Origin of the sequence: Burkholderia sp. IDO3, assembly GCF_003366075.1 — a bacterium.
In the GTDB taxonomy this organism is placed as follows: domain Bacteria; phylum Pseudomonadota; class Gammaproteobacteria; order Burkholderiales; family Burkholderiaceae; genus Burkholderia; species Burkholderia anthina.
Window position 1 is genome coordinate 2,188,071 of sequence record NZ_CP028963.1, and the last position, 16,624, is coordinate 2,204,694.

Below are 16,624 nucleotides of genomic sequence, written 5' to 3' on the forward strand. Positions count from 1 at the left end.
ATGCGCTTATGACGCGCCGGATGCCGCGTCGCGGGCCAGCCGCGCTTCGCGCAGCGCGCGGCGGCGCTCCCCGAAGAACGACTTCAGCGCGGCGCCGCACTCGTCGGCGAGCACGCCGCCGGTCACGTCGGTATGGTGGTTGAGCTGCGGATTGGCGAACGCGTCGATCACGCTGCCGCACGCACCCGTCTTCGGATCGGCGGCGCCGTACACCACGCGCGCGATGCGCGCATGCATGATCGCGCCCGCGCACATCAGGCACGGCTCGAGCGTCACGTACAGCTCGCAGCCGGGCATCCGGTAATTCTGCAGATGCTGCGCGGCCATGCGCAGCGCGGCCATTTCCGCATGAGCCGACGGGTCGTGCCCGCCGATCGGATGGTTGAAGCCGCGCGCGATCACTTCGTCACCGCGCACGAGCACCGCGCCGACCGGCACTTCGCCGGCCGCGCGCGCCTCTTCGGCGGCAGCCTGCGCGAGACGCATGAAATGCAGATCGCGCGCCGACACGGGCGAGGCTTCGGAAACAGGAGAAGGCGCGACGGATTCGGTTGCCGCGGGGTGCAGCGCGTCGGCGCTCACATCGGCCCCGCTTCGGCCGACACTTCGTCGAGCCCGCGTTCGCACAGACGTTCGGCGATGCGCCGGCAATAGTCGCGCGGCATCACCATCGGGCCGCCGCGCAGCGATTCGAGCGCCATGTCGAGCGCGAGGATCTTCGCCTGCAGCCGGCAACGCGCGGCCCGGTCGCTGACCGCCTGCAGTTCGTCCTGCAGATTGCGCAGCGCGCGCAGTTGCTCGACGGCCGGCGGCACGAAACCCGCGTTCTTCAGGATACGGTTGGCCACCCGCACCTCCTCGGGTACGAGCAGGTCGTCGTCCAGCGCCTGCGGCGCGCCAGCACCCGGCAAGTCGTCGAACTCGCCCCGCGCGGCGGCGGCGGCGATACGTTGTTCGACCAGTGCGTCAAGCAATCTCATCAGTCAATCGGAACAATGCGGCAGCCGAATTCTAGCAGGGTGACGCGCGGATGACAGGCTCTTCGAAGGTATGCTCGATATTGTGTTTTTTAGGGGCCGAATCGCCGCGCATGCGTGCCGATCGACGCGATTTGCCGCTCTGCTGCGCCGCAGCAGGCTCCGCGCGGGTTTGGTGTCATTTCGGACCGGCAGCGTCCGCCCCCGTTTTTTTATTTCGTATCCTTGCAAATCGACGTTCGTTTCGCTGCCGACACCGCCTTTGTGATCCTGCCCGGTCACACGGCAACCGTTTGCGACGGCGCCTTCGGAAACGGCCTGAACATCATCGCCACGGCGAACGCGGCGATGCCGATCACGAACGATCCGATGTACAGCCAGCCGTAGCTGCCGAGCGCATCGACGATCAGGCCGCCCGCGACGGGCCCCGCCGCCATCCCGAGGCTGCCGGCCATCGCGCTGCCGCCGATCACGGTGCCCATCATCCGCAGCGGAAAATTCTCGCGGGCGAGCACCGAATACAGCGGCATCACGCCCGCATAAATGAAGCCGAACAGCATCGCGACCGCGTAGAACCCGTCGAGCGTGCGCACGAAGTAGTAGCCGAGCGCGCCCAGCGCCTGCGCGAGCAACCCGGCCGCCAGCATGCGCTTCGCGCCGAAACGGTCGCCGAGCAGCCCGAATGCGATCCGCCCGCCCAGCCCCGCGAGCCCTTCGACGCTGTAGATCGACACCGCGGCGATCAGCGGAATCCCGCAGGTCACCGCATAGCTGACCGTATGGAAGATCGGCCCGGAGTGCGTCGCGCAGCAGAAGAAATTGGTCAGCAACAGCACGACGAACTGCGGCGAGCGCAGCGCGTTGCCGACCGACAGCGGCGCGGGCGCACCGGCCGCCACCGGTTCGGCAGGCGGGCGGTCGAGCGCCGGCGGGCGGCGTACGAGCAGCGACGCCGGGATCATCACGGCGGCCGCCAGCACGGCGATCGTCAGCATCGACGCGCGCCAGTCTTCGCGTGACACGAGCCACGCGGCAAGCGGCGACATCGTCATCGGCGCCATCCCCATGCCGGCCGACACCAGCGACACCGCGAGGCTGCGGTGCGTGTCGAACCAGCCCGTCACGCACGCCATCATCGGCGCGAACACCGCGGCGGCGGCACTGCCGACACCCAGTCCGAAAATCAGCTGGAACGCGAGCAGCGACGGCGCACGGCTCGCGAGCGCGAGACTCGCCGCCAGCAGCACCGCGCCCGTCGCGACCACCGCGCGCGTGCCGATCCGGTCCGACAGGCTGCCCCACGCGATGCTCGCGAACGCCATCGCGATGAAGCCGAGCGTCATCGCGGCCGAAATGCCGGTCATCGACCACCCCGTGTCGCGCGCGACGGCCCGCAGGAACACCGGCAGCGAAAACATCGCGCCGATCGCGATGCAGCTCAGCAGGCCGCCCGCGGCGACGATCACCCAACGGTATCGGGAATCCGGCATCCGGTAGCTCCTTTCTCTGTCCAGCAGCCATCGACGGGGAACCGGGCAGCGTTCGCGCACGGGCGCGGCGACGCCATCCGGTCGACATCGATACGACGAACGACACATCGGGAAATCGACACGCGCGGCACGCCAGCCGCGAATTTCCGATTGTCGGCCGATTTCCGCGCGTGGCAAGCGGCCAGGGGGACCGATCGACGTGCCGCCCGGCATCGGCCCCCATCATTCGGTCCACGGAACCCCACCCCGCTTTTCCGGAATCGGAAAGTCGAAATCAGAAATAGTTGGTTTGGGCGCGCGAGCCCGCTCACTACACTCCAGTCTTCTTGTCATAACAAGTTGACCGATGACCCCACCCAACGTCGTGCCGCTATCGACGGCCCCGCTCTACGTGCAGATCAAGGACACGCTGCGCGCGCGCATCCTCGACGGCACCTATGCGCCGCACAGCCGGATGCCGTCCGAGCACGAACTCTGCGCGATGTTCGACGTGAGCCGCATCACGGTGCGCCAGGCGCTCGGCGACCTGCAGAAGGAAGGCCTGCTGTTCAAGCTGCACGGCAAGGGCACGTTCGTGTCGAAGCCGAAGGCATTCCAGAACGTGACGTCGCTGCAGGGCTTTGCCGAAGCGATGTCGTCGATGGGCTACGAGATCGTCAACCAGCTGCGCAGCTTTCGCACCGTCAAGGCCGATCGCCATCTCGCGACGAAACTGAACGTGCCGGAAGGTGCGCCGCTCGTCGAGATCCACCGCGTGCGGCTCTTGAACCGCGAGCCCGTGTCGCTCGAACAGACGTGGGTGCCCGAAGCGCTCGGCAAGCGGCTCGCCGGCGCCGATCTCGCGACCCGCGACATCTTCCTGATCCTGGAAAACGACTGCGGCGTGCCGCTCGGCCACGCCGACGTGTCGATCGACGCGATCCTCGCCGACGACGAGATCGTCGACGCGCTGCGCGTCGAGGAAAGCAGCCCGGTGCTGCGCATCGAGCGGCTCACGCACGACGCGTCGGGTACGCCGATCGACTACGAATACCTCTACTTCCGCGGCGACGCCTTCCAGTACCGGTTGCGCATCGACCGGCAGAAGACTCGCCAACCTGCAAGGAACCCGTGATGAATACCCATGTACTCGAATACGACATCGTCGTGGTCGGCGGCGGCACGGCCGGCCCGATGGCGGCGATCAAGGCGAAGGAGCGCGACCCGTCGCTGCGCGTGCTGTTGCTGGAGAAGGCGCACGTGAAGCGCAGCGGCGCGATCTCGATGGGGATGGACGGACTGAACAACGCGGTGATCCCCGGCCATGCGACGCCCGAACAGTACACGCGCGAAATCACGATCGCCAACGACGGGATCGTCGACCAGGAGGCCGTGCATGCATACGCGACGCACAGCTTCGCGACGATCGAACAGCTCGACCGCTGGGGGGTGAAGTTCGAGAAGGACGGCACCGGCGACTACGCGGTGAAGAAGGTCCATCACATGGGCTCGTACGTGCTGCCGATGCCGGAAGGACACGATATCAAGAAGGTGCTGTACCGGCAGTTGAAGCGCGCGCGCATCGCGATCACGAACCGGATCGTCGCGACGCGCGTGCTGACCGACGCGCAAGGCCGCGCGAGCGGCGTACTCGGCTTCGACTGCCGCACGGCGGATTTTCACGTGATCCGCGCGAAGGCCGTGATTCTGTGCTGCGGCGCGGCCGGCCGCCTCGGGCTGCCGGCGTCCGGCTACCTGATGGGCACGTACGAAAACCCGACCAATGCGGGCGACGGCTACGCGATGGCCTACCACGCGGGCGCCGCACTCGCGAACCTCGAGTGCTTCCAGATCAATCCGCTGATCAAGGACTACAACGGGCCGGCCTGCGCTTACGTGACGGGCCCGCTCGGCGGCTTCACCGCGAACGGCAAGGGCGAACGCTTCATCGAGTGCGACTACTGGAGCGGCCAGATGATGTGGGAGTTCTACCAGGAACTGCAAAGCGGCAACGGCCCGGTGTTCCTGAAGCTCGACCACCTCGCGGAAGAAACGATCCAGACCATCGAGCAGATCCTGCACACCAACGAGCGGCCGAGCCGCGGCCGCTTCCATGCGGGGCGCGGCACCGACTACCGGCAGCAGATGGTCGAGATGCACATCTCCGAGATCGGCTTCTGCAGCGGGCACAGCGCGTCCGGCGTGTACGTGAACGCCCGCGCGGAAACGACCGTGCCGGGGCTCTATGCAGCCGGCGACATGGCGGCCGTACCGCACAACTACATGCTCGGCGCGTTCACGTACGGCTGGTTCGCCGGGCAGAACGCGGCCGACTACGTGGCCGGACGCGATCACGCGCCGGTGGACGACGCGCAGGTCGCGGCCGAGCGCACCCGCGTGCTCGCGCCGCTCACGCGCGAACGCGGCCTCGCGCCCGCGCAGGTCGAATACAAGCTGCGCCGCATGGTGAACGATTACCTGCAACCGCCGAAGGTGACGCGCAAGATGGAAATCGGCCTGCAACGTTTTGACGGAATTATTGAGGATATCGAAGAAATCAAGGCGAACCATCCGCACGAACTGATGCGTGCCGCCGAAGTGCGGGCGATCCGCGACTGCGCCGAAATGGCTGCGCGTGCGTCGCTGTTCCGTACCGAAAGCCGCTGGGGACTGTACCACCATCGCGTCGATTTCCCGCATCGCAACGACGCGGAATGGTTCTGCCACACGTGGCTGCGCAAAGGTGCCGACGGTGCGATGCGCAGCGAGAAGCGTCCGGTCGAACCCTACATCGTGCCGCTCGCCGACGACGAGCGCAGCGCCTACGCGCACCTGCGCATCCGCGAACCGGCCGCACTCGCGGCCGCCCTGTGATTCCGAGGAGCCTTACCGTGTCCCATACCCCGCACGACATCTTTCTGCGCAGCAGCGCGCCCGTGACGATCGACGAGGACCGCTGCATCGCCGACAAGGGCTGCACCGTCTGCGTCGACGTGTGCCCGCTCGACCTGCTCGCGATCGACGTGACCAAGGGCAAGGCCTACATGCAGTTCGACGAATGCTGGTACTGCATGCCGTGCGAACGCGACTGCCCGACCGGCGCGGTCAAGGTCGACATCCCGTACCTGCTGCGCTGACCCGGCGCGCCGCTTCCCCACCATCGGACCTACGACACATGAACCCTACGCTACGGATGTTCCACCTCCTCGCCGCCTCGCTCGCGCTGTCGGCCGCCGGCCTCGCGCACGCCGAAACGATCCGCGTCGCGATCGGCACGCAGGACACGACGATCAACTGCGCGACCGGCGGCCTGCTGATTCGCGAGCTGCATCTGCTCGACAAATATCTGCCGCACACCGGCAAGTACCAGGACGTGAAGTACGACGTGCAGTGGAAGGACTTCACGTCCGGCGCACCGCTGACCAACGAGATGGTCGCCGGCAAGCTCGACTTCGGCGCGATGGCCGATTTCCCCGGTGCGCTGAACGGTGCGGCGTTCCGCAAGGCCGGCCGCAAGAGCGTGTTCATCACCGTGCTCGACGGCAGCATCGAAGGCAGCGGCAACGGGATCGTCGTGCCGACCGGTTCGCCGGTGCGCTCGCTCGCGGACCTCAAGGGCAAGACGATCTCGGTGCCGTTCGCGTCGACCTCGCACGGGATGCTGCTGCGCGCGATCAAGGCGCAGGGCTGGAACCCCGATACCGACGTGAACATCGTCACGCAGGCGCCCGAAGTGGCCGGCAGCGCATTGAAGGCCGGCAAGATCGACGCGCATGCCGACTTCGTGCCGTTTGCCGATCTGTTCCCGTATCGCGGCATCGCGCGCAAGATCTACGACGGTGCGCAAACCCATGCGCCGACTTTCCACGGCGCGCTCGTCGACGCGGACTACGCGCAGCGCTATCCGGAGGTGGTCGTCGCGTACCTGCGCGCCGCGATCGAAGCGAACCGCCTGCTTGCGCAGAATCCCGAGAAATACAGCCTGCTGATCGAAAAGGTCACCGGCATCGAGGCGCCGGTCGACTATCTGTATCACGGGCCGCTCGGCATCCAGACCCGCGATCTCACGTGGAAGCCCGAATACCGGCAGGCCGTCGCGACCGCCATCGACACGCTCAAGCTGCTGAAGAAGACCGACACCGCGCCCGATCCTGCGACCTTCATCGACGACCGCTATATCCGCGCCGCCTTCAAGGCGTCGGGGCTCGACTACGACGCCGCGCTGAAACACTACGGCAAGCAGCCGCTCGTCGCGAACGACGCGACGACGGGCAAGCCGATCCGCGACTTCAACGACGTCGCACAGGTCTGGCTGGTCGACGACGAACCCGTGCGTCACTATGCGAGCCCCGCAGCCGCGTTCACTGCGCTCGGCAAGCTCGGCCCGGCCGCGAAGGTGCGTGCGGTCTTCGTGCACGACCATGCGAGCGGGCTGAAGCTGTTCGCAGACCAGGCGTGGTACGTGAAGGACGCGCACGGCGCGTTGAGCGCATTCCTGCTGAAAACGAGCGCAGATGCGTACGCACAGCGGGTGTCCGGTTCGGTCGTCGACTACGCGGCCGCGAAGACCGGCGCCGCGCAAGCGCTTGCATCGCGCTGAACCTTCCCCGCCCTCTTCACCGACACCGGATATCCGCATGGCCGCCACCGTCGAGCTTGCCAAACGCCGTCTCTCCGAATCGCCGCGCGCCGGCGACACCCGCACCACGCATGCCGCCGCGCATGCGCGCCCGACCTCGTTGCGCCGCCGCGCATGGCGAATCGCATCGCTCGTCGCGTGCGTCGCGCTGTGGCAGGCGGCCGTCCAGTGGCGGCTGTCGCTCGGCATCGTCACGTTCGCGAACGTGCCGGCGCCGGCCGACGTCGGGCCTGCGCTATGGTCGCTGCTGCATTCGCCGAAGCTGCCGATGCACCTGTTCGCGAGCATCACGCGCGTACTCGCCGGCTTCGTCGCGGCGGCATTCGCCGGCGTCGGTCTCGGGCTCGCGATCGGCCGCTATCGTGCGCTCGAAGACACGCTGCTGCCGCCGCTCGAAGTGCTGCGGCCGATTCCGGCCGTCGCGTGGATTCCGCTCGCGATCCTGATGTTTCCGTCGTCCGAACTGAGCATGATGTTCATCACGTTCGTCGGCGCGCTGTTCCCGATCCTGTTGAACACCGTGCACGGCGCCGAAGCCGTCGACCCGCGGCTCGTCGCGACCGCTCGCAGCCTCGGCACGCGCGGCATCGCACTCTACGCGGAAGTGATCCTGCCGGGCGCGGCGCCGGCGATCTTCACGGGGCTGTCGATCGGGATGGGCACGGCGTGGTTCTGCCTCGTCACGGCCGAGATGATCGCGGGCCAGTACGGCATCGGCTATTTCACATGGGAGTCCTATACGTTGCAGAACTATCCGGACATCGTCGTCGGGATGGCGCTGATCGGCCTGCTCGGGATGGGCAGCAGCCTGCTCGTCAAACGAATCGGCACGGCGCTCACGCCGTGGTACGCACCGCGTGGAGGCCGGCAATGACCACCGCCGCTCTTGCCACGGCCGCACCGGGCCGCGTCGGCGTACGTGCGCTGACGATCGAACTCGGGCCGCCGCATGCGCGCTTCGCGGCGCTCGATGCACTCGACGTCGACATCGCACCCGGCGAATTCGTCTGCGTGCTCGGGCCGTCCGGGTGCGGAAAGTCGACGCTGCTCGGCGCGCTCGCCGGACACGTCGAGGCCACGCACGGCGAGATCGTCGTCGACGGCGAACCGGTCGACCGCCCGCATCCCGATCGCGGGCTCGTGTTCCAGCAGCACACGCTGTTTCCATGGAAGCGCGTGATCGACAACGTCGCATTCGGCCTGAAGATGAAAGGCGTGCCTGCGCGCGAGCGCCGCCGCGAAGCCGCCGCGCTGCTCGAACTCGTCGGGCTCGGCGACTACGGCGCGCACTACCCCGCGCAGTTGTCCGGCGGCATGCAGCAGCGCGTCGAGATTGCCCGCGTGCTGATCAACCGGCCGCGCATCCTGCTGATGGACGAACCGTTCGGCGCGCTCGACGCGCAGACGCGCCGCATGATGCAGACGCTGCTGCTCGACATCTGGTCGCGCATCGGCACGACCGTGTTGTTCGTCACGCACGACATCGAGGAAGCGCTGTTTCTCGGCGACCGCATCCTGATGCTGTCGCCGCGGCCCGCGCGCATCGTCGCCGACATCCCGGTGCCGCTCGCACGACCGCGCACCGACGACAGCACCACCGAGTCCGCGTTCGTCGACATCAAGCGCCGCTGCCTCGCGCTCCTGCGCGACGCCGTTTGATCGCGCGCCCCTCACCGCTCCGCCTATTGCCCATGACCGCTTCTTCTCCTGCTTTCCCGCTGCCCGGCGCGTTCGATCCCGACCTTGCCGGCCTCGTCGCGCGCGTCGGTTCGCCCGACGCACCGGTGCGCCGCCTTGCACTCCTTGAACTCGCCGACCTCGAGGATCCCGATCTCGTGCCGGCATTCGTTGCGGCACTGCGCGACGATCCGTCGGCCGACGTGCGCGGCGAAGCCGCGCGCGTGCTCGGCGCGTGGGAACAGCCCGACGTCGTCGACGCGCTGTGTCACGCGCTGCTCGACCCGGACGACGGTGTACGCGCGACCGCTGCACAAAGCCTGTCCGAGCTGAAGGACGTGGCCTCCGGTGCCGTGCTGTGCCGCTGGGCCGAACGGCCGGAGCCGTTCGTGCGCGGCGCCGTGCTGCGCGGGCTGCGTGAACTGCGCGACCCCAACGCGTTCGCGCCGGCATTGCGCGCGCTCGACGCGGACGCGGCGGCCGTGCGGGCGGAAGGCGTCGCCGTGCTCGGGTGGCTCAAGGACGCTCGCGGGCTCGCGCCGCTCGCCCGCGTGGCGACAGCCGACGCTCATGCCGACGTACGACGCATCGCGGTCGGCGCGGTCGGATTTGCGGCATCGAGCGACACAGCCGTCGCGACCGCATTGCTTGCGGCGTTGCGCGACGCCGAATGGCAGGTCCGCGAAGAAGCGGCCGCGACGCTCGGCAAGCTGCGCATCGCGGCCGCGCGTGCGCCGCTCGTCGCCGCGCTCGACGACGATTACTGGCAGGTGCGATTGCGTGCGGTGCGCGCGCTCGGACAGTTGCACGATGCCGCAGCAGCATCGGCCGTCGTCGCCTTGCTCGCGCATGCGATCAGCAACCTGCGCAAGGAGGCCGCGCTCGCGCTCGGCGAACTGCGCGATCCCGCGACGTTGCCCGCATTGCATGACGCGCTGGAGGATCGCGATCCCGAAGTCCGCAAGGCCGTGCGGATCGCCATCGCGCAGATCGAAGGAGACGCACGATGATCGCGCCGACCGAGATCCTGCTCGACCATGCGGCCCGCGCGCTGACGCTGCGCTGGCCGGATGGCGCTACGCAACGCATCGGCTATGCGCGGTTGCGCCGCGATTGTCCGTGCGCCGCGTGCAGGAAAATCCGGTTCGACGGCGGCAGCGTTCGCGCGCAACCGGGCCTGATGCTGGACGGTGTCGAAGCGGCCGGCTACGGCATCCGGCTGCTGTTCGGCGACGGTCATGCGCGCGGTATCTATCCGTGGCCGTATCTGGTCGAACTCGGCAAGGACCGACCGGATACAGGCCTCGCTTCGCACGGCTTGCATGCTCGCGACGAGTCCGCGGGCTGAATACCGAACGAACGGCCTTCGATCTGCCGTTTCACCGTCCCACCGGGTCGCGATCCGCACGGCTTCAGTGCACCCCACCGGCACGCGCCCGCACGAGTCCGAAAACGCTGCGATACTGACGCCTGCGCGCTGCACTCCCCTTTCCCGAAGGAGCACGGACATGCAAACGGCAGTCGGATTCATCGGCCTCGGCGTGATGGGCACGCCGATGGCACTCAACCTCGCGCGGGCCGGCACGCCGCTCGTCGTGTGGAGCCGATCGCACGGCAGCGACGATGCGCTGCGCGATGCCGGCGCGCAAGTCGTCGAACGCGTCGACGACGTGTTCGACGCGTGCCGCACCGTGCTGCTGATGCTCGCGAACGACGCCGCGATCGATACCGTCCTCGCCCGCGGCACGCCCGATTTCGCCGCACGCGTCGGCGGACACGCGATCGTGAACATGGGCACGAATTCGCCCGAATACTCGCGCGCGCTCGCCGACGAAATCGCCGCCGCATCCGGCCGCTACGTCGAATCGCCGGTGTCGGGTTCGCGCAAGCCGGCCGAAGCCGGACAGCTCGTCGTGATGCTGGCCGGCGCGCCGGAAGACGTCGACGCGATCCGCCCGCTCGTGAAGCCGCTGTGCCGCGACAGCTTCGTGTGCGGCGACGTGCCGGCCGCGCTGACGATGAAACTCGCCGTGAACCTGTTCCTGATCACGATGGTCACGGGCCTGACCGAAGCGACGCATTTCGCGCAACGCCACGGCATCGATCTCGGGCGCTTCGCCGACGTGCTGAACGCCGGCCCGATGGCAAGCGACGTGTCGCGCGTGAAGCTCGGCAAGCTCGTCGCGTCGAACTTCGACGTGCAGGCGGCAATCACCGACGTGCTGAAGAACGCGCGGCTCGTCGCCGAATCCGCGCGCGGCATCGGGATCGCGTCGCCGCTGCTGGACATCTGCCATGCGCTCTATGGCGAAACCGAGCAAGCCGGATACGGCTCGTCCGACATGGTCGCCGTAATTCATGCAATCGAGCAGCGCAGCAACGACGTGCGATGAATCGCAGGTACACCAACCCGTTCGCGTCCGCTGGCGCCTAGACCCGATCATGTCCGAACCCTCACGCTCCCCGACCGCCGACGCATCGCCGCTGCGTGCCGTTCCTGCCGTGATCGGCGTCGTGCTGCGCGACCGCGACGTGCTGCTCGTGCGGCGCGCGAATCCGCCGGACGCGGGCCGGTGGGGATTCCCCGGCGGCAAGATCGAACCGGGCGAGCCGATCGCGGACGCGATCGTTCGCGAGATCGCCGAAGAGACGACGCTCGACGTCGAAGCGCTCGACGTACTCACCGCGCTCGACTCATTCGATCACGATGCCGCCGGCCGCGTGCGCCAGCATTTCGTGATGGTCGCGGTGCTGTGCAGATGGCTGCGCGGTACGCCCGCTGCCGGCGACGACGCGCTGGAGGCACGCTGGTTCGATCTCGTTGAACTCGAACGCGACGATCTGCCGATGAGCGCGGGCGTGCGCGGCGTTGCGCTGCGTGCCGTCGCGCGGGCCGCGGACATCGACCGATCGAACCGTCCGTGAGCGGCGCCCTTACTGCAAGCCATCGTCGCTCAACGGCCAGCACCCTTTGATTTCGTGATGTGTCTTGCCGAACCAGCTGTCGATCAGCACGAATTCGCGCACGCGCCACGTAATCGGCGCAATCTCGCGCGGCCGGAATCGGTGTTCGCTATACAACAACGTGACATGAGGCGTGAAATGCCTGCCTGATGCGCGAAACCCGGCCCAGTTGAGCGCGTCGACCAGTTTCTGATGGAACGCAGTCAATGCACCCGGCGCGATCTCCGGGGTCAGCACCCACGGAAAATTTCCCGGCCGGCCCTTGAAGCTGAGAATCCGGTCGAACGTCACGTCGAACGGCGCCACGTGGATGCGTTGCGCCGCCAGGCACGCACGTGCGGCGACGCCCGACGGCACCTGCATGAACGGCCCGAGCGACTGCAACGTGATGTGGAAACGGTCGGCGTCCTGCAACCGGCCTTCGACGGGCACCTCGGCCTGCAGTCGGCCGGCCTGGTCCGCGATGCGCGCGGCGGTATCCGGATCGGGCTTCACCGCGAAGAACAGGTGATGCTCCAGCCGGCCCGCTTCGATTCCGGGTAGCGTCAGTTGGGTCATGGCAGCATGGGAAATACGCCGAAGATGACGCTTCCATTATGGTCAATCGGACGACCATGTGCCCACGGCATAGAAAATGCCCGGCAGGTTCCCCTGCCGGGCATTTCGCATCGTTCGATGCCGTGATCCGTTACCGGGGCATGCCCCATTCGCCCCCTTGGCGAATATCCCGATCAACGCTTCGTCGAAGGAACGCGTTGACTCGTGGGCTGTGTATACGGACACGTTACCCACCTGGCGTGCGGGTTGCGGCAGTCAGCGCTCAAGTGCCGCCGCGAGCGCATCACCCGCACCAATAATATGGCTGGAGAGCGCCGCGCAGGCCGCTTCGACATCGCGAACACGAAGTGCCTCGACAATCTGCTTGTGTCCATCATGCGACTGGGACTGCCAGTCCAGCCGTTTCCACGCAGCGAATAAATGGCGTGTGCTGGCGCGATGCAGGTCGTCAATTGCGGTGAGTAGACGCGGCATCGCGCAATGCTCGACCAGCGCGCGATGCAACCGCTGATTGAGCACTTCGAGTTGCAACACGCTGCGCTCGGACGATTCGTCGTCGAGCAGTCGATCAATGTCGGCAAAGCCGGCGTCGGCTAACGCCGGCATGGACTCGCGCAACGCGAGCGTTTCAAGCGCCGCCCGCATTTTCGCGACCTCCCGCACCGCCAGCGGATCAAGCGGTGCCACACGCACCCCGCGCCTCGGCTCCGAAACGACGAGACCCTGCGCTTCGAGTCGTCTGAAGGCCTCGCGCACGGGCACGTGGCTCGCCTCGAACTGGATAGCCAGTTCGTCCTGACGCAAGCGCTCGCCTGGCGCAATGTCGCCCGAGATGATGCGCTCCGCCAGCGACGTCGCGATTTGTCCGGCGATCGAACGATTCTCCTTGACATTGAAGTTCATTGCGAACATCCTTTTTGTAGATTATCTATAATCTATCACGAAATGGAGATCGCATGAGTCGCAATCGCCCAGCACGTCTTGCGCACATTGCCGGTATTGGCGTCGATCGAATGGGTTCATTGGCCGACCACACGGGCGGCGACCTGTTGCGCCTCGAGAATCTCGACACGGACATCGCGCCAGTGGCTGAAGTGCTGGCAATAACCCAGGCGTCCGTCGTGCGCGATTCGGCCAATTCCTATCTGCCGTTCGTGGGCCACGATCGATTGCGCGCGACCGCTGCCGCGCATGTCTCGGCGCTGTCCGGCGTGCCCTACACCGCCGACAACGTCGTGATTTCCGCGGGCGGCTTGTCCGGCATCCTGAATGTGCTGCTCGCCACCATCGAGGTCGGCGACGAGGTGATCGTCACGGACCCGACCTACGCCGGGTTGTTGAACCGGATCCGGCTGGCGGGTGGCTCGCCGCGTCAGGTGCCGTTCGACTTTAATCAGGAAGGCGAATGGAAGTTGAACCGCGCGGTGCTGCGGACGGCCATTGGGCCGCGAACGCGCGCGATGCTTCTGATGTCGCCCTCGATGCCCTCCGGCGGCGTATTGGATTCCGAAGACTGGGCGCTCGTCGCTGAACTGTGCGTGCGCAACGATCTTCTGCTGATCGTCGATAGCGCAATGGAACGGCTGCTGTTCGATGGACGCAAGGTGATCCATCCCGCCGGTTACGCGGGGATGATGGATCGCACGATAACGGTTGGCGCCGCCTCAAAGGAATTGCGCATGATTGGCTGGCGCGTCGGCTGGATCGTGGGGCCGGCTTGGCTCATGCCGGACCTGATTGCCGTGTCGCTCGCCAACGTCGTGGTACCCGTCGGCATCGCGCAGGAAGCGGTGTCCGTCGCACTGGAGCGCTCCAACCAGGATTTGCCCGCTTATGTCGCCGAGCTCGAGCGCCGGCGCGACACGATTGCGAACGCGCTCGCGGGATTGCCATTCGGCATGCCGGCGGGAGGCTGGTCGATGTTGTTGCGCGTCTCGGAGTTTGGCCTGACCGGCGAGCAAATGGCGCAACGCCTGTTCGCCCGTGGAGTCTGCGCGACAGGCATGGCGGGATGGGGACGCCAACACGGAGACGACTACATTCGATTCGTGTTTTCCAATGAGCCTGTCGAGCGTTTGCGCAACCTCGGCGACAAGGTTCGCCGTGCGCTTGACGGCGGCTGAAACTGGCAAGCATGCTCCGACGCCTTACCCGGTGACCCCGGGTTTCAGCACACCATGCTCGTCCCAGTCATCCCATCCGGGAAAGCGGAGCGGCGTATCCGTCTGCCAGTTCGCGAGGCGGCGGGCAAGGTTTTCACGATGCGTGGCCAGCTCGGCGATGAACGGCGCATCGGCCTGATACGCATAGCCGCCGCGCGTGTCTTGCACGCCGTGCGCAAGCACCGGCTTCAACACGTCGTAGCCCATGTAGTACAACGAATAGTGGATCGGCCACAGCAACAGGTCGATGTCGCCGCTGCGCCCATCCGGGGCGAATGTTGCCGCCGGCGCGCCGGTCGTGACCGAACAAATTGCGCGCCGCCCGCGGAAATGGCCATGATCGTAACGCCGACTGCCGGTGTACAAGCCACCGTTCACGAACACGCGATCGAACCATCCCTTCAGCATCGCGGGCGCAGCATGCCACCAGATCGGAAACTGGAAAATCACAAGGTCGGCCTGCTCGAGCCGGCCGATTTCCCGACGAACGTCCTCGGGCAGCGTGTCGTGCGCGCTCGCGTGGCGCTGCTCGGCCAGCGCGGAAAAAACGTCGTCGTTCGCGCGGCACCGGTAATGGCGCGGCGCCTCGACCGGATCGAAGGCTTCTGCGTATAGATCCGACACGTCAATTTCATGGCCGAGCGTGCGCATCGCCTGCGCTGCGGTGTCGCGCAGCGCAGCGTTGAACGAACGTGCTTCCGGGTGGCAATGGACGATCAGTGTGTTCATTTGCGACGATCCTCGATGGTGTAAAGGATGTGGCGATCTCGCTGCTGCGGTGGCCGGTATATGCTTGCTACGGTACACGCGGCGAAAATGCGCGGGAACCGGCCAACTTCGCAAACGAGGTTTGCATGAATGAACAGCGAATGTCATGGGACGATCTGAGATTGGTGCTGGCCGTTTCGCGGACCGGGTCGCTCGCAGGTGCTGCGCGACTACTCGGAACCAGCCACGCGACAGTGTTCCGCCGACTGTCGGCGATCGAGACGGGGCTGCGCGTCAGGCTGTTCGAGCGGTCTCGGACCGGTTATGTGCCTACGCCGGACGGCGAGGATGTCGCAGCTGCCGCCGCAAGGATCCAGGACGAGGTCAATGGCATCGAGCGACGCGTGGCCGGTCGCGACGCGCGCCCGTTGGGCACCGTCCGCGTGACGACAACCGACACGCTGCTGTCGGGGCTGCTGTCGCCGCTGTTTGCCGCATTCCGGCGCGCCTACCCGGAAATCGCGCTTGAGGTGTCCGTGTCGAACACGGTATTCGATCTGTCGAAGCGCGAGGCCGATGTCGCGATCCGCCCGTCGTCGTCGCCTCCGGGCACATTGATCGGCCGCCAGATCGGGACAATCGCGCAAGCCATTTATGCGACGCCGGCGTGGCGCGCACGTGGCGATGATCTGGAATGGATCGGCCCGGACCCGAAGATGGGCTACCGTTCGCTGGAACAATGGATGTGCGCGCAGGGGGCTGACACGCGTTGCGCGTATCGGGTCGATACATTGCTCGGCCTGCTCGCCGCAGCGCGCGAGGGCCTTGGCGCGGTCGTGCTGCCGTGCTATCTGGTCGACGGTGATCGCGATCTGGTGCGAATCGGCGGCCGGATCGATGCACTGGCGACGGACCTGTGGATGCTGACTCATCCGGATCTTCGCAAGACCGCCAGGATTCGTGCGTTCTCGTCGTTCGTCGCGGCGTCGATCGATACGCTGCAAGCACGTCTCGCCGGCGCGTAGCGCAGCGATACCGGCCCGCGTATCGACGCTTCGCGCGCACGACATGCCAACCTGCTGTGCAAGTGGATCACGAAATACTTGATGGCGCGCGAGAAAGGCCGCTCATCGGCACCGCAGGACAATGGCAGCGACGGGCAGGATCAGAAGCCTTATATAAATCTTGGATTTGGGCTTCAGATTGCTAGTACAGCGTCAGGGATCGGGATATCTGTTGATGCTCGGAAAGCCGTGTAAAACAAGCTTTCCCGAGAAGACTTTTACCGTCAAGGACGGTAAAAGTCTGAATCGTGAATGCGAATGTCGGCCTCGGTTCTTACCGTCAGATTTATCGTCAGCCTTTTTTGCTGGCCGGCGGATAGCCGCCGATAGGTGCCGCGACGCATTGACTTGAAAATCAACACGTCACGACAGTTTTTCGATAGCTGGCGATAGTCTTCGAAGGACG

At 66.4% G+C, this 16,624-nt stretch carries 18 protein-coding genes; 12 read left to right on the forward strand and 6 right to left on the reverse strand.

Going from position 1 to position 16,624, the window contains the following annotated elements; translation table 11 throughout:
• Positions 1–6: 6 nt before the first annotated feature.
• The 3 genes from tadA to DCN14_RS24790 form a co-directional block, all read right to left on the reverse strand.
• Positions 7–582, reverse strand: a complete 576-nt coding sequence (gene tadA / locus DCN14_RS24780; RefSeq protein WP_096503235.1) for a tRNA adenosine(34) deaminase TadA — start codon at positions 580–582, stop codon at positions 7–9.
• Positions 579–980 carry a DnaJ family domain-containing protein gene (locus DCN14_RS24785; protein WP_096503237.1) on the reverse strand — a complete coding sequence of 134 codons (402 nt, stop codon included), beginning with the start codon at positions 978–980 and terminating at the stop codon, positions 579–581. Before DCN14_RS24785 ends, tadA begins: the two co-directional genes overlap by 4 nt.
• A gap of 275 nt (positions 981–1,255) precedes the next feature.
• A complete protein-coding gene (locus DCN14_RS24790; RefSeq protein WP_096503239.1) occupies positions 1,256–2,467 on the reverse strand; it encodes an MFS transporter in 1,212 nt (403 codons plus the stop codon).
• Between the two features lie 346 nt (positions 2,468–2,813).
• Between DCN14_RS24790 and DCN14_RS24795 the strand changes: the two genes are divergently transcribed.
• The 10 genes from DCN14_RS24795 to DCN14_RS24840 all read left to right on the forward strand — a co-directional run bounded on the left by DCN14_RS24795 (position 2,814) and on the right by DCN14_RS24840 (position 11,687).
• On the forward strand, positions 2,814–3,581 hold the full coding sequence (locus tag DCN14_RS24795) for a GntR family transcriptional regulator (RefSeq protein WP_096503241.1): 768 nt from the start codon (positions 2,814–2,816) through the stop codon (positions 3,579–3,581).
• On the forward strand, positions 3,581–5,320 hold the full coding sequence (locus DCN14_RS24800) for a fumarate reductase/succinate dehydrogenase flavoprotein subunit (protein WP_096503243.1): 1,740 nt from the start codon (positions 3,581–3,583) through the stop codon (positions 5,318–5,320). The genes DCN14_RS24795 and DCN14_RS24800 overlap by 1 nt, the downstream gene beginning before the upstream one ends.
• A 17-nt stretch (positions 5,321–5,337) precedes the next feature.
• The gene (locus DCN14_RS24805; RefSeq protein ID WP_096503245.1) at positions 5,338–5,583 is read left to right on the forward strand and encodes a ferredoxin family protein; all 246 of its coding nucleotides are present in this window, start codon (positions 5,338–5,340) and stop codon (positions 5,581–5,583) included.
• A 38-nt stretch (positions 5,584–5,621) separates the two neighbouring features.
• Entirely contained in the window at positions 5,622–7,046 is a 1,425-nt protein-coding gene (locus DCN14_RS24810) for an ABC transporter substrate-binding protein (protein WP_096503247.1), read from the forward strand.
• Positions 7,047–7,083: 37 nt separating this feature from the next.
• Positions 7,084–7,959 (forward strand): ABC transporter permease, encoded by an 876-nt coding sequence (locus tag DCN14_RS24815; protein ID WP_096503249.1) that lies wholly within the window; start codon positions 7,084–7,086, stop codon positions 7,957–7,959.
• A complete protein-coding gene (locus DCN14_RS24820) occupies positions 7,956–8,744 on the forward strand; it encodes an ABC transporter ATP-binding protein (RefSeq protein ID WP_096503251.1) in 789 nt (262 codons plus the stop codon). The genes DCN14_RS24815 and DCN14_RS24820 overlap by 4 nt, the downstream gene beginning before the upstream one ends.
• A 32-nt stretch (positions 8,745–8,776) precedes the next feature.
• The gene (locus tag DCN14_RS24825; RefSeq protein WP_096503253.1) at positions 8,777–9,772 is read left to right on the forward strand and encodes a HEAT repeat domain-containing protein; all 996 of its coding nucleotides are present in this window, start codon (positions 8,777–8,779) and stop codon (positions 9,770–9,772) included.
• Complete coding sequence (locus DCN14_RS24830; RefSeq protein ID WP_096503255.1) at positions 9,769–10,110, forward strand: gamma-butyrobetaine hydroxylase-like domain-containing protein; 342 nt, start codon at positions 9,769–9,771, stop codon at positions 10,108–10,110. The genes DCN14_RS24825 and DCN14_RS24830 overlap by 4 nt, the downstream gene beginning before the upstream one ends.
• A gap of 160 nt (positions 10,111–10,270) precedes the next feature.
• The gene (locus DCN14_RS24835; protein WP_096503257.1) at positions 10,271–11,155 is read left to right on the forward strand and encodes an NAD(P)-dependent oxidoreductase; all 885 of its coding nucleotides are present in this window, start codon (positions 10,271–10,273) and stop codon (positions 11,153–11,155) included.
• 49 nt (positions 11,156–11,204) lie between these two features.
• On the forward strand, positions 11,205–11,687 hold the full coding sequence (locus DCN14_RS24840; protein ID WP_096503259.1) for an NUDIX hydrolase: 483 nt from the start codon (positions 11,205–11,207) through the stop codon (positions 11,685–11,687).
• Between the two features lie 9 nt (positions 11,688–11,696).
• On the opposite strand, the gene thpR is transcribed toward DCN14_RS24840, so the two are convergent.
• Both thpR and DCN14_RS24850 read right to left on the reverse strand, forming a co-directional pair.
• Positions 11,697–12,284, reverse strand: coding sequence for an RNA 2',3'-cyclic phosphodiesterase (gene thpR / locus DCN14_RS24845; protein WP_096503261.1), 588 nt, complete (start codon positions 12,282–12,284; stop codon positions 11,697–11,699).
• Positions 12,285–12,539: 255 nt separating this feature from the next.
• On the reverse strand, positions 12,540–13,187 hold the full coding sequence (locus DCN14_RS24850; protein WP_096503263.1) for a GntR family transcriptional regulator: 648 nt from the start codon (positions 13,185–13,187) through the stop codon (positions 12,540–12,542).
• A gap of 53 nt (positions 13,188–13,240) precedes the next feature.
• On the opposite strand from DCN14_RS24850, the gene DCN14_RS24855 reads away from it, so the two are divergent.
• Positions 13,241–14,407, forward strand: coding sequence for a pyridoxal phosphate-dependent aminotransferase (locus DCN14_RS24855; protein WP_096503265.1), 1,167 nt, complete (start codon positions 13,241–13,243; stop codon positions 14,405–14,407).
• A 24-nt stretch (positions 14,408–14,431) separates the two neighbouring features.
• Here the strand turns inward: DCN14_RS24855 and DCN14_RS24860 are convergent, their stop codons facing one another.
• Complete coding sequence (locus DCN14_RS24860) at positions 14,432–15,253, reverse strand: NAD(P)H-dependent oxidoreductase (protein WP_240327331.1); 822 nt, start codon at positions 15,251–15,253, stop codon at positions 14,432–14,434.
• On the opposite strand from DCN14_RS24860, the gene DCN14_RS24865 reads away from it, so the two are divergent.
• Complete coding sequence (locus DCN14_RS24865; RefSeq protein ID WP_240327333.1) at positions 15,205–16,179, forward strand: LysR family transcriptional regulator; 975 nt, start codon at positions 15,205–15,207, stop codon at positions 16,177–16,179. The two genes, DCN14_RS24860 and DCN14_RS24865, sit on opposite strands and share 49 nt — an antisense overlap.
• Positions 16,180–16,624 lie beyond the last annotated feature (445 nt).